This is a genomic window from Acidovorax sp. YS12 (assembly GCA_021496925.1).
In the GTDB taxonomy this organism is placed as follows: Bacteria; Pseudomonadota; Gammaproteobacteria; order Burkholderiales; family Burkholderiaceae_C; genus Paenacidovorax.
Genome location: CP053915.1, coordinates 269,870 through 282,679, shown reverse-complemented (window position 1 = coordinate 282,679; position 12,810 = coordinate 269,870). Strand labels below are relative to the sequence as shown.

Genomic DNA, 12,810 nt, shown 5'->3' with positions numbered 1-12,810 from the left:
ACGCCATGCCCTCCTCCACCGACTGGGCCGCCGCCGCGCAGGCCATCGCCGCCGCGCACGGCGCGCGCTTTGCCGAATTTCCCGCGCAACCCGCGCCCGCGCCCACGGGCGACGACCCGGTGTACCGCGCTGCGCTGGCGGCCTGCAGCCAGTTGGGCTTCATCGCCATCGACGCCGAATGCCTGGCGCAGGCCTGGATGCGCCAGAGCCAGCGCCTGGGCGCCTTCGACGCCGCGCTATGGCCCGGCGATCCGCAGGACTTCGGCGTGCAGGCGCGCGCCGGGCGCACAGGCTTCCCCGCCTGCCCGCAGCGGCTCGGCCTGTACGCCGTGCTGCCCGACGCCGCCTGGGTCGGCCGCATGGGGCGCGCGGGCGTGCCCACGGTGCAACTGCGCTTCAAGAGCGCAGACCCTGCCGCCATTACCCGGGAAGTGCGCGCCGCCGTGACGGCCGTACAGGGCACGCAGGCGCTGCTGTTCATCAACGACCACTGGCGCGACGCCATCGCCGCGGGCGCCTACGGCGTGCATCTGGGCCAGGAAGACCTGGACGCGCTGGCGCCGGAGGAACTGGCGCAGTTGCGCGCCTCGGGCCTGCGCCTGGGCGTGAGCACGCATGGCTACGCCGAGATGCTGCGCGCCGACGCCGTGGCGCCGAGCTACATCGCGCTGGGCGCGGTATTCCCCACCACGCTGAAGAAAATGGCCACGGTGCCCCAGGGCGTGGCCCGCCTGGGCAGCTACGTGCCATTGCTGCGCGGCTACCCGCTGGTGGCCATCGGCGGTATCGGCGCGGCGCAGTTCCCCGAGATCCTCGCCACCGGCGTCGGCTCCATCGCCGTGGTGCGCGCCCTGGTGCAGGCGCCGGATCCGGAGCAGGCGGCCGCCGAGCTGCTGCGGCACATGGCGGGCTGAGCCCGCCTGCGGCGGCTACTGCTTCGGCGGCCGCTCTTCGAGCTCGAAGCGCAACTCGTACTTGTCGTCAAAGCCGAAGCCCACCGCCTGCCCGGGCGCGGGCGGCGGCGTCACCGGCATGGCGGGCAGCCCGCCGCCGCCATGCAGAGGAGGCGGTTCGGTCAGATCGAGATCCAGCAGCGGCTCCGGCAGGGGCGGCTCGGCCGGCGCCGCTGGCGCCGCGTCGTGCGGCGCCAGGGACAGGTCGTCGATCATGAAGTCCAGCGGGTCGAGCGCCAGCTTCTCCGGCGGCTGGGCCGACACCTGGCCCCACTCGGGCGCGGCGGGCTGCACCTCGGGCAGCACCGGCGCGGCGGGCGGGCCCAGCGGCGTAGTGCGCTTGCGCGGCGGTGGTTCGCCCCGGGCGCTGGCCGGGGTGGTCTGCGCGATGGCGAGCAACAGCAGCAGATCGTCATACGCCGCCAGGTCGAAGCGCGCCGTGCCCGCACCGCTGCCTTCCTGCAGGAACAGGTAGCCCTCCAGCAGCGCCAGCACCGAGGCCGAGGTCCATTGCGCCTCGATCTCGGCCAGTTCGTCGGTGTAGTGCTCCAGCCCCTTGCCCTGTGCGCGGAACTGCGAGAACGCCGGCAGGTCGGCGTTGAAATGGCGCATGAATTGCGCGCGCAGCCGGGCAAAATCGTCCGCCCGGCCCAGTTGGTGGTACAGGCGCAGCAGTTCGAGGTAGCTGAATGGCGAGGTCTCGCCACGGTCGGCGATGTGCTGCTTCAGCACGTCGATGGCCTGGTCGTGTTCGCCCACGGAGACGAAGAACTCGGCCTGCTGCAGGATGTCGAACAGCTCCTCGGGGTTGACGATCTGCAGCCCCTGCGGCGCGCTGGCAGGCTCCGCAGCGGGCGCGGGCTCCGGCACGGGCTCGAAGGTGTACGCCTCGGCCGGGGGCGGCTCCAGCGGCAGCGTCGAGGGCGCCAGTTGCTCCGTCGCCGGCATGCTGGGCGTTTCGTCGTCCTCCAGCCAGGGCCCCGGGGGTTCGGGCGCGGCGGGCTGCGTCGGCGCGGGCGCCCGGTCGAGCGCCACCACGTGGGCCACGGAGTCGCGCCAGGAACGCACGGCGTCGCTCTCCTGGCGCCGCATGCGCAGCCAGAGCCAGGCCAGCAGCCCCGACAGCAGCGCCAGCGCGCCGCCCAGGCCATACACCACGGTGGCGGAATAGCTGCTGCCTTCCTCCTGCTCCAGGCGCTCGCGCAATTGCGCGGCATCCTGGCGCTCGCTCGCCGCCTGGGCCTTCATGCCGGCGATCTCCGCCTCCAGCGCACGCACGCGCTCCTGCCACTGCGGGTCTGCAGCCCCCGCCTCCTGCGGATCGGCGCTGAGCGCCTTCCACAGCGCGGCGGCCTTGGCGCGGTCCTCGTCGGTCGCCGGGGGCAAGGCCGCGATCTCGGGGGTCAGGCGCAAGGCGGCGGCCGGCGACTCGGCCAGGAGCTGCTCCAACGGCTCCATCACCAGACGCGGACGCGGGGCGGACTGTGGCGGCACCACGGCCGGCTTGGGCTGCGCCTTGGGTTGGGGCCTGGGCTTGGGTTTCACCGGGGCCGGCTGGGCCTGCGGCGCGCTGGGCTCGGGCGCCTTGCGCGCTGCGGGTTCGCCGGCGGGCGGCGCTACAGGAAGCACCGGCGGCGCCACGGGGCGCGATTCCACGGCGGCCCGGCTGGCGGGTGCGGCCGGTGCCGGCGCCAGGCGCCCGATATCGACGGGACTGCTCCCCTTGGGCGACGTGTTCGGCAGCTCGGCCAGGAACGTATAGGTGCGGGACACGCGCCCCGCGCAACCCGCCGTGATGGTGGCCGTGAGCACCGGCTCGCGGGCAACAGTGAACGCCTGCACGCGCACGGCGGATGAATGGCCCGCCACCTCGGGCAACGGCGCGACGCGCACCTGGGAAGGACTGATGGGCACGTCGCCCGACACCAGCTGCGCCGAAATGCAGGAAGAGGCCAGATCCACGCCCGGGTCGGGCTGCACTTCGAAGGTCAGGTCGATGGGGGAGCCCAGCACCACGACGCTGCGGCTGTTGCCGAGCGAAAGCGCTGCAGCGCTCAGCGCAACTGCATACAGGCCGGCCCCAATGATGACGTCACTTTTTTTCACAGCGGTTGCATTTATTGAAATCTGATTCTGGCATACAACGCCAGGGGCTGCTGCCGGAGAACAGGCTGGCGGCGGCCCCTTTTCGCCCCTTCGCCGGCACCTGGCGCACACCGCCTGGACGAGCCAGACACGCACGCGACTCCACGCCCCGGTCCCTGACGCGACAATGCAGCGGCACTGTAGTCACCCAAAAGACAGACCATGGACGACCCCATTCTTACCATCGAGGAACGAGAGGCGATCAATTCCGGTCGCTGGTTTGCAACCCTTTCCCCATCGCTGCGGCACGACATTCTCCGATGCGCCTACGTCAAACGCTACAAGGACGGCACGCTGATCTGCGCACGCGGCGATCCACCCGAGGAGTGGATCGCCTGCGCCAAGGGCGCTGTGCGCGTGAGCTCGACCTCGATCTCGGGCAAGCAGATCACGCTGACCTACGTGGAGCCGGGCATCTGGTTCGGCGACGTGGCGATGTTCGACGGCGACCGGCGCACGCACGATGCCTATGCGCATGGCGACACCACCGTGCTGGGCGTGGCCAAGGCCGATTTCCAGAAGATCCTGGCGCAGCACGTGGAACTGTACGAAGCGCTGCTGCGCCTGCATGCGCGGCGCATCCGCCAGCTCTACGGCCTGGTGGAGGATCTCAACACCCTGCCGCTGCGCGCGCGCCTGGCCAAGCAGCTGCTGCACCTGGTGCGCAGCTACGGCGTACCCAGCCTGGCGAACTACGGCGAAGTGCGCATCGGCCTGCAGCTGGCCCAGGAAGAGCTGGCGCAGCTGCTGGGCGCATCGCGCCAGCGCGTGAACCAGGAGCTCAAGGCCATGGAGCGCGAGGAAGCCATCCGCATCGAGCCGGGCGGCCTCGTGGTGCGCAAGCGCGACGCGCTGATGCGCATCGCCGAGTCCGACATCTGATTCTCTTTTTCTTCTCAGTGGACCCTGCATGAGCAACTTCGACCATTTCGTGGGCACGCGCCCCGTCTCCGAACAGCACGCCTTCGACGCCGCGGCGCTGAGCGCCTGGCTGCAGCAGCACCTGCCCGGTTTCGCCGGCCCGCTCACGGTGGAGATGTTCAAGGGCGGCCAGTCCAACCCGACCTACAAGCTGGTCACGCCGGGGCAGAGCTACGTCATGCGCGCCAAGCCCGGCCCGGTGGCCAAGCTGCTGCCCTCGGCGCACGCCATCGAGCGCGAATACGCCGTGATGCGCGGCCTGGCCGGCACCGACGTGCCGGTGCCGCGCATGCTGGCGCTGTGCGAGGACGAGTCGGTCATCGGCCGCGCGTTCTACATCATGGAGTTCATGCAGGGCCGCGTGCTCTGGGACCAGTCCCTGCCCGGCATGCAGCCGGCCGAGCGCGCTGCCCACTACGACGAAATGAACCGCGTGATCGCCGCGCTGCACAGCGTGAAGTTCGCCGAGCGCGGCCTGGCGGGCTACGGCAAGCCGGGCAACTACTTCGAGCGCCAGATCGGCCGCTGGAGCAAGCAGTACCAGGCCTCCATCACCCAGCCGATTCCCGAGATGGACCGGCTGATGCAATGGCTGCCCGCCCACATGCCCGCCAGCGCCAAGGACGAGAGCCGCGTGGCCATCGTGCACGGCGACTACCGGCTCGACAACCTGATGTTCCACCCCACCGAGCCGCGCGTGATCGCCGTGCTCGACTGGGAGCTGTCCACGCTGGGCCACCCGCTGGCCGACTTCGCCTACCACTGCATGAGCTGGCACATCCCGGCCGCGCTGGGCCGCGGCATCGCCGGGCTGGACCTGGCGGCGCTGGGCATCCCCCCGGAACAGGACTACATCCAGCGCTATTGCGAGCGCACCGGCACCGCCGACGTGGCCGCGCTGCATGCCGACTGGAACTTCTACATGGCCTACAACATGTTCCGCATCGCGGCCATCCTGCAGGGCATCGCCAAGCGCGTGGAAGACGGCACCGCCGCCAGCGCGCAGGCCAAGGCAGCGGGCGCCACCGCCCGCCCCATGGCCGAGCTGGCCTGGTCCTTCGCGCAACGCTGAGCACACACCACCCCTAGTTTCTGACCTCTGAAGGGAATCCCCATGGACTTCGACTACTCGCCCAAAACCAAGGAACTGCAGGCCAAGCTGACGCAGTTCATGGAAGACCACATCTACCCTGCCGAGAAGGATTACGCCGCCGAAATGGCCGCCAACACGGCGGCCGGCAAGCGCTGGACGCCGCTGCAGACCATCGAGCAGCTCAAGCCCAAGGCCCAGGCCGCCGGGCTGTGGAACCTGTTCCTGCCGGTGGACACGGCCGAGGCCTCGGGCTACCACGGCGCCGGCCTGACCAACGCCGAATACGCGCCGCTGGCCGAGATCATGGGCCGCGTGGTCTGGGCCAGCGAGGTGTTCAACTGCTCCGCGCCCGACACCGGCAACATGGAAACCATCGCGCGCTACGGCTCCGAGCCGATCAAGGCGCGATGGCTGCGCCCGCTGCTGGACGGCCAGATCCGCTCGGCCTTCGCCATGACCGAGCCCGAGGTGGCTTCGAGCGATGCCACCAACATCGCCACGCGCATCGAGCGCCAGGGCGACCACTACGTCATCAACGGCCGCAAGTGGTGGACCAGCGGCGCCAACGACCCGCGCTGCAAGGTGTTCATCACCATGGGCAAGACCGACCCCGAGGCGCCCAAGCACTCGCAGCAGAGCATGATCGTGGTGCCCGCCGAGACCCCCGGCATCACCGTGCTGCGCGCGCTCAACGTATTCGGCTACGACGACGCCCCGCACGGCCACGCCGAGGTGCTGTTCGAGAACGTGAAGGTGCCGGTGGACAACATCCTGCTGGGCGAAGGCCGCGGCTTCGAGATCGCCCAGGGCCGCCTCGGCCCCGGGCGCATCCACCACTGCATGCGCCTGATCGGCCAGGCCGAGCGCGCGCTCGAGTTCATGTGCAAGCGCGCCAGCAGCCGCGCCGCCTTCGGCAAGCTGCTGGCCCAGCAGACCGTGACGCAGGAACGCATCGCCGAGGCACGCTGCAAGATCGACATGGCGCGCCTGCTCACGCTCAAGGCCGCGTGGATGATGGACACCGTGGGCAACAAGGTCGCCAAGGCCGAGATCGCCATGATCAAGGTCGTCGCGCCAAGCATGGCCTGCCAGGTGATCGACTGGGCCATGCAGGTGCATGGCGGCGCCGGCATCAGCGACGATTTCCCGCTCGCCTATGCCTATGCCAACGCGCGCACGCTGCGCTTCGCCGATGGCCCGGACGAAGTGCACCGCAACGCCATCGCCAAGTGGGAGCTGGGCAAGTGGGCGCCGCATGGCAGCAATGCCCCGGTGCCGGTCACGCGCGGCTGCTGATCCAAAAGCTATAAAAAGAATAGCTCCCAGCGCTTGCTGCACAAGCGCTGGGAGCTTTTTTCATGCCTGATGCGCGCTGGCAGCGCGCAGGCCTATTGCACCATCACGCCGGCGTCGGATACGGTGAACGCCAGCGCGGGCGCGCTGTCGTCGCTGAAGGCCACGCCCAGCGCCACCTGGCCGGCACCATGCAGCAGGCAGGTATCGCGGCGCAGCAGCACCGGCTCGAAGCCCTCGAAACGCACCCAGGTGCCAAAGCGGCTCAGGTCGGTGAGCACGAAGGCGCCGTTGCGCCAGTCGATGCGCGCGTGCTCGCGCGAGACGCGCGGATCCGGCACGCACACCTGGGCCTGCGGCGCGCGCCCGAGCAGCAGCGGCATGTCCTGCACCGAGTACACGTGCCCCTCGCCATGCCAGTGCACCTGCAGCTGCATGGGGCCGCTGTGCAGCGCGCCCAGGGTGCTGGGCAGGTTGGTCAGCATGGTCTGGGAATCGGGATCTTCGTCCTGGCGCCACTCCAGGCCATACACCGTGGTCGGCTCGGCCTTGCCCCGGATGGACAGGGACCCCAGGCGCACGAAGCGGGCGCCGGGAGCATTCGGGCTGCCCGGCGCGGCCTCGGCATCCTTCACCGTGCTGGCGCTGACCCAGACCTCGCCCGGCCGCGCACGCTCGCACAGGCGCGCCGCCAGGTTCACGGCGTCGCCGTAACAATCGCCATCGACCTCGACGACCTCCCCGCCCGCCACGCCCACGCGCACCTGCAGGCACATTTCGCTGGGCCATTCGCGCAGGTGCTGCTGGTGGTCGCGCATCAGCGCCGCCATGGCCTGCACGGCGCGCGGCGCGGTGTCGAAGGTGGCCAGCACGCCATCGCCCAGGGTCTTGACCACCCGGCCCCCCTGGCTCTCCACGGACTGGCCGAGCCAGTGCACCACATGGGTCACGGCCTCGGTGGCGCGCGCATTGCCCAAGACCTCGTACAAGGCGGTGCTTCCCGCGATGTCAGCAAACACGATCACCGACGCGCTGCTCATGGTTGTCTACTCCGGCAATGCATGCCGCAAGTGTAGGCCAGCCCCCTGTGCCGCGCACCTGCGTGCAACATCGTTAACGATTCCTGCAGGAAGATGAAATATAAGGGTTTACCCTATATTCAAAAAGGTGCAACCTTGCGATATTTCACTGCCCAAAAGGGTTGCACCTCTTCTTCCACCTTCGCCATTCCGATCCGTTATGTCCACCACCATTGGCATCAAAGTCGACGACACGCTGCGCGAGCGCATTCGCAACGCCGCCCAGGAGATGGGCCGCACGCCGCACTGGCTGATCAAGCAGGCGGTCCTGCAGTACGTCGATGCGCTCGAACGCGGCGCCACCACCATCCGCCTGGCCGGCCTGGGCGAGGCTCCGCAGGAAGACGGTGCCGAAGAAGCGCCTCCGGCGCAAGAGGCGGCGCAGCCCTTCCTGGTGTTCGCCCAATCCATCCTGCCGCAAACGCCGCTGCGCGCCGCCATCACCGCCACCTGGCACCGCCCCGAGACCGAATGCCTGCCCGTGCTGCTGCCGCTGGCACGCGCCCAGGACGCCGAGCAGGCCGGCAAGGTGCGCGAGCTGGCCACGCGCCTGGTGCAGGGCCTGCGCGACGCGCCCGCCGGCAGCGGCGTGGCCGCGCTGGTGCAGGAATTCTCGCTCTCCAGCCAGGAAGGCGTGGCGCTGATGTGCCTGGCCGAGGCACTGCTGCGCATTCCCGACCGCGCCACGCGCGACGCGCTGATCCGCGACAAGATCAGCAAGGGCGACTGGAAATCGCACGTCGGCCGCTCGCCCTCGCTGTTCGTCAACGCCGCCGCGTGGGGCCTGGTGCTGACCGGCAAGCTCACGTCCACCAACAGCGAAAAAAGCCTCTCGTCCGCGCTCACGCGCGTCATCGGCAAGGGCGGCGAGCCGCTGATCCGCCAGGGCGTACACCGCGCCATGAAGCTGATGGGCGAGCAGTTCGTCACCGGCCAGAACATCGCCGAAGCCCTGGCCAACAGCCGCACCTATGAAAAGCAGGGCTTCCGCTACAGCTACGACATGCTGGGCGAGGCCGCCGCCACCGACGCCGACGCGCAGCGCTACCTGCAGGCCTACGAGCAGGCCATCCACGCCATTGGCGCGGCGTCCAACGGGCGCGGCATCTTCGAGGGCCCGGGCATCTCCATCAAGCTCTCGGCCCTGCACCCGCGCTACAGCCGCGCCCAGTACGACCGCGTGATGGCCGAGCTGCTGCCGCGCGTGCTGCGCCTGGCCGAGCTGGCCAAGCAGTACGACATCGGCATGAACATCGACGCCGAGGAGGCCGACCGCCTGGAGCTGTCGCTGGACCTGATGGAAGCGCTGTGCGCCGCGCCCTCGCTCAAGGGCTGGAGCGGCATCGGCTTCGTGGTGCAGGCCTACCAGAAGCGCTGCCCGCACGTCATCGACTATCTGGTGGACCTGGCCCGGCGCAGCCGCCGCCGCCTGATGGTGCGCCTGGTGAAAGGCGCCTACTGGGACAGCGAGATCAAGCGCGCCCAGCTCGACGGCCTGGCTGGCTACCCCGTGTACACGCGCAAGGTCTACACCGACGTGAGCTACCTGGCCTGCGCGCGCAAGCTGCTGGAGGCGCCCGACGCCATCTACCCCCAGTTCGCCACGCACAACGCGCAGACGCTGGCCAGCATCTACCACCTGGCGCAGAACGTGGGCGGCAGCTACTACAGCGGCCAGTACGAGTTCCAGTGCCTGCACGGCATGGGCGAGCCGCTGTACGCGCAGGTGACCGGCACCGCCGCCGACGGCAAGCTGGCCCGCCCCTGCCGCGTCTACGCCCCGGTGGGCAGCCACGAAACGCTGCTGGCCTACCTGGTGCGCCGGCTGCTGGAGAACGGCGCCAACACCTCGTTCGTGAACCGCATCGGCGACGCCAGCGTACCCATCAGCGAGCTGGTCACCGACCCGGTGGAGGAAACCCTGCACATCGCCAGCCAGGAAGGCCGCCTGGGCGCACCGCACCCGCGCATTCCGCTGCCGGCGGATCTGTTTGCCGGCCAGGGTACGCAATCGCGCCCCAATTCGCACGGCCTGAACCTGGCGCACGAGCAGCAGCTCGCCTCGCTCGCCGCCGCCCTGCTGCACAGCACGCGCCAGGCCTACCTGGCCGCACCCCCCGGCGTGGAACTGCCCGCCGACCCGGCGCGCGCGCCCGGCTGGCAGCCGCTGCGCAACCCGGCCGAGCTGAGCGACACCGTGGGCTGGGTGCATGAAGCCACCGCGCACGACGTCCAGGCCGCCTGCGATCGCGCCGCCCAGGCCGCGCCCATCTGGGCCGGCACACCGCCCGCCGCGCGCGCCGACGCGCTGCAGCGCGCCGCCGACCTGCTGGAGCAGCGCAGCCAGCCGCTGATGGGCCTGATCATGCGCGAGGCCGGCAAGACCCTGCCCAACGCCGTGGCCGAGATCCGCGAGGCCGTGGACTTCCTGCGCTACTACGGCGCCCAGGTGGCCGCGCAGTTCGACAACGCCGCGCAGCGCCCGCTGGGCGTGGTGCTGGCCATCAGCCCGTGGAACTTCCCGCTCGCCATCTTCTGCGGCCAGGTGGCCGCGGCCCTGGCCGCGGGCAACACGGTGCTGGCCAAGCCGGCCGAGCAGACACCGCTCACGGCCGCCGCCATGGTCGCCCTCCTGCACGAGGCCGGCGTGCCGCAGGGCGCGCTGCAGCTCGTGCCCGGCCAGGGCGAGAGCGTGGGCGCGGCCCTGGTGGCCCACCCGCAGGTGGCGGGCGTGATGTTCACCGGCTCCACCGAGGTGGCGCGCCTGATCGCGCGCCAGCTCAGCGCACGCCTGTCACCCACCGGCCAGGCCATTCCGCTGGTGGCCGAGACCGGCGGCCAGAACGCCATGGTGGTCGATTCGTCGGCCCTGGCCGAACAGGTGGTGGCCGACGTGCTGGCCTCGGCCTTCGACTCGGCGGGCCAGCGCTGCTCGGCCCTGCGCCTGCTGTGCCTGCAGGACGACGTGGCCGACCGCACCCTGACCATGCTGCGCGACGCGCTGCAGGAATGGACGCTGGGCAACCCCGACCGCCTGCACACCGACGTGGGCCCGGTGATCGACGCCGAGGCGCGCGCGCAGATCGAGGCGCACATCGCCCGCATGGCCGAGGCCGGCCAGAAGGTGACGCGCGTGGAGCGCGCGGACGGCGCGCTCAACGGCCACTTCGTGGCCCCGGCCATCATCGAAATCGATAGCACCTCGCGCTTGACCCGTGAGGTTTTCGGCCCGGTTCTGCATGTCATCCGCTACCCGCGCGAGCAGCTCGACGCGCTGCTCGACGGCATCAACGCCACGGGCTACGGCCTCACCTTCGGCGTGCACAGCCGCATCGACGAGACCATCCAGCACCTGAGCGAGCGCGTCCACGCCGGCAATCTCTACGTCAACCGCAACGTCATCGGCGCCGTGGTGGGCGTGCAGCCCTTCGGCGGCATGGGCCTGTCGGGCACCGGCCCCAAGGCCGGCGGCCCGCTGTACCTGCACCGCCTGGTGCACGGCCCGGCCAACACCGCGCTGGCCCTGCTGCCCCCCACGCCCAGCCTGGCGGAGCACCCGGCGCTGCAGCTGCTGCGCCAGCTGCGCCAGACCACGCTGCCGCTGCCCGCGCCCGAACAGGCCCGCGCCCACACGGCCTGCGAGGCGGGGCTGAACGCCTCGCGCCTGGGCGCCAGCCTGCTGCTGCCCGGCCCCACGGGCGAATCCAACCGCTACCGCCTGCTGCCGCGCGGCCCGGTGTGGGCGCTGCCGCGCACGCCGCTGGGCCTGGTGGCCCAGGTGGCCGCCGCACTGGCCAGCGGCAACCCCTGCCACGTGGTGCTGCCGCAGGACGACAACGGCTGCGGCGCCCTCTGGCAGGCGCTGCGCGCCGCGGCCGGCGATGCCGGCGCGCCCTGGCTGCACGGCGCCGAGGGCACGGCGCTGGCCGACGGCGCCACCCCGGTGGCCGCCCTGCTGTTCGAGGGCGACGGCGACGCGCTGCTGCAAGCCTGCCGCGCCGTGGCCGCCCGCCCCGGCCCGCTGGTGCGCGTGGAAAGCCTGGGCAGCGACGAACTGCAGGCCGGACAGGGCTACGACCTGGCGGCGCTGTGCCACGAGCAGTCGATCAGCACCAACACAGCGGCGGCGGGCGGCAACGCACAGCTGATGACCATGGCTTGACGGCTTGGCCATGGAAAAAGGCCAGGCGGGGCACTCCCCCCGCCTGGCCTTCAAAAAAGATAGCTGCCAGCGCTTTCCCAGCAAGGGGAAACCCCGAAAAACCCTTGAAAAAGGCTACAAGAACTTCTGCAGCCGTTCTTCGTCCAGCCCGGCCAGGGTCTGCTGGCCCAGGGCCGTCAGCGTCTGCGCCGCCTGCTTGGTGGCGATGTCGATGCCCAGCCCCGCCTGCGCGGGCCAGGGCGCATCCAGGCGCATGTAGCGGTCGGCGAGGCGGTCCTCCATGATGGCCTGCACGTGCTGCTGCTGCACCGAGATCATGGTCAGGATCAGGCGCCCGTCGGTCAGCCAGCCCACGGCGCCCACGTCGGCCTCGGGCTTTTCCATGGGCTGGTAGCCCATGGTGGCCGTGCCCACGGAGAGCATGCGCACCTTGGACGGCTTGGCGCCCATGAACAGCTCGGCCTCGTGCAGCGCCACCTGGTCCGGCGCCACGGCGAACAGGCCGCCGTCGGCATAGAGCTTGTCGCCCACCTTCACGCACGGGAAGAACGCGGGCGCGGCGCAGGTGGCCAGCGTCACGTCCACGGCGCTCAGGCCCGCGTCGCCCAGCGAGGCCTGGGCGTGCGGCGTCTTGAACACCTTGGTGACGCTGCGCGTCACGTCCACGGCGGGCACCACGACGGCGTGCAGCGCGTCGCCCAGCGTGCGCTTGCCGAAATGGCGCGTGAGCTCCTTGCGCAGCGCCTCGCCCGTGTACTTGGGGCCCATGACGGAGCGCGACAGGTCGAGCAGCCGCGTCACCGCGCCCGTGGGCAGGCGGCGCGAGGAAAACACCTCCTCGCCACGCTCCAGGAACAGCTTGACCAGCTCGGCCATCGGCACTTCGAAGGCCAGCGCCATTGACAGCAGGCCGCCCACCGAGGTGCCGGCGATCAGGTCGAAGCGCCGCCCCAGCGGCTCGCCCACGCGCGCCTCCAGTTCAGCCAGCACCACGGCGGCGTACAGCCCCAGGTACCCGCCGCCGCTGAGCGCGAGGATGCGAAATTCGGACGAGGGACCCCTGGTAGCCATGTAAGTTTTTGTACGTTGGTTGCAAAAGTCCAGTATCACAGGAAACCGGACGGCAACCCGGGGCGCGGGTGCAAGTTAGAAGGAGCTCTCAGC

At 70.6% G+C, this 12,810-nt stretch carries 8 protein-coding genes; 5 read left to right on the top strand and 3 right to left on the bottom strand.

Annotation, left to right across the window (positions count from 1 at the left end; genetic code table 11):
* Window positions 1-5 precede the first annotated feature (5 nt).
* Window positions 6-914 (top strand): thiamine phosphate synthase, encoded by a 909-nt coding sequence (locus YS110_01365; protein ID UJB63502.1) that lies wholly within the window; start codon window positions 6-8, stop codon window positions 912-914.
* Between the two features lie 15 nt (window positions 915-929).
* Here YS110_01365 and YS110_01360 read toward each other — a convergent pair whose 3' ends face one another.
* Window positions 930-3,041: a hypothetical protein gene (locus YS110_01360; GenBank protein UJB67312.1), complete on the bottom strand. Its 2,112-nt coding sequence runs from the start codon at window positions 3,039-3,041 to the stop codon at window positions 930-932.
* 219 nt (window positions 3,042-3,260) lie between these two features.
* On the opposite strand from YS110_01360, the gene YS110_01355 reads away from it, so the two are divergent.
* Genes YS110_01355 through YS110_01345 form a run of 3 tightly spaced genes read left to right on the top strand, consistent with a single transcriptional unit; the run spans window position 3,261 to window position 6,408 of the window.
* The gene (locus YS110_01355) at window positions 3,261-3,980 is read left to right on the top strand and encodes a Crp/Fnr family transcriptional regulator (protein ID UJB63501.1); all 720 of its coding nucleotides are present in this window, start codon (window positions 3,261-3,263) and stop codon (window positions 3,978-3,980) included.
* Between the two features lie 28 nt (window positions 3,981-4,008).
* The gene (locus YS110_01350) at window positions 4,009-5,091 is read left to right on the top strand and encodes a phosphotransferase (protein UJB63500.1); all 1,083 of its coding nucleotides are present in this window, start codon (window positions 4,009-4,011) and stop codon (window positions 5,089-5,091) included.
* A 42-nt stretch (window positions 5,092-5,133) separates the two neighbouring features.
* Window positions 5,134-6,408 carry an acyl-CoA dehydrogenase family protein gene (locus tag YS110_01345; GenBank protein UJB63499.1) on the top strand — a complete coding sequence of 425 codons (1,275 nt, stop codon included), beginning with the start codon at window positions 5,134-5,136 and terminating at the stop codon, window positions 6,406-6,408.
* A gap of 92 nt (window positions 6,409-6,500) precedes the next feature.
* Here the strand turns inward: YS110_01345 and YS110_01340 are convergent, their stop codons facing one another.
* The gene (locus tag YS110_01340) at window positions 6,501-7,445 is read right to left on the bottom strand and encodes an adenylate/guanylate cyclase domain-containing protein (protein UJB63498.1); all 945 of its coding nucleotides are present in this window, start codon (window positions 7,443-7,445) and stop codon (window positions 6,501-6,503) included.
* A 199-nt stretch (window positions 7,446-7,644) separates the two neighbouring features.
* On the opposite strand from YS110_01340, the gene putA reads away from it, so the two are divergent.
* Window positions 7,645-11,646: a trifunctional transcriptional regulator/proline dehydrogenase/L-glutamate gamma-semialdehyde dehydrogenase gene (gene putA / locus YS110_01335; protein ID UJB63497.1), complete on the top strand. Its 4,002-nt coding sequence runs from the start codon at window positions 7,645-7,647 to the stop codon at window positions 11,644-11,646.
* Window positions 11,647-11,760: 114 nt separating this feature from the next.
* Here putA and YS110_01330 read toward each other — a convergent pair whose 3' ends face one another.
* A complete protein-coding gene (locus YS110_01330) occupies window positions 11,761-12,717 on the bottom strand; it encodes a patatin-like phospholipase family protein (protein UJB63496.1) in 957 nt (318 codons plus the stop codon).
* Window positions 12,718-12,810: the final 93 nt, after the last annotated feature.

What these genes read in the sequence shown, in the direction of transcription:
- YS110_01365 (UJB63502.1), top strand. Translation starts at nt 6, where the DNA reads ATGCCCTCCTCCACCGACTGGGCCGCCGCCGCGCAGGCCATCGCCGCC.
- YS110_01355 (UJB63501.1), top strand. Translation starts at nt 3,261, where the DNA reads ATGGACGACCCCATTCTTACCATCGAGGAACGAGAGGCGATCAATTCC.
- YS110_01350 (UJB63500.1), top strand. Translation starts at nt 4,009, where the DNA reads ATGAGCAACTTCGACCATTTCGTGGGCACGCGCCCCGTCTCCGAACAG.
- YS110_01345 (UJB63499.1), top strand. Translation starts at nt 5,134, where the DNA reads ATGGACTTCGACTACTCGCCCAAAACCAAGGAACTGCAGGCCAAGCTG.
- YS110_01340 (UJB63498.1), bottom strand. Translation starts at nt 7,445, where the DNA reads ATGAGCAGCGCGTCGGTGATCGTGTTTGCTGACATCGCGGGAAGCACC.
- putA (UJB63497.1), top strand. Translation starts at nt 7,645, where the DNA reads ATGTCCACCACCATTGGCATCAAAGTCGACGACACGCTGCGCGAGCGC.
- YS110_01330 (UJB63496.1), bottom strand. Translation starts at nt 12,717, where the DNA reads ATGGCTACCAGGGGTCCCTCGTCCGAATTTCGCATCCTCGCGCTCAGC.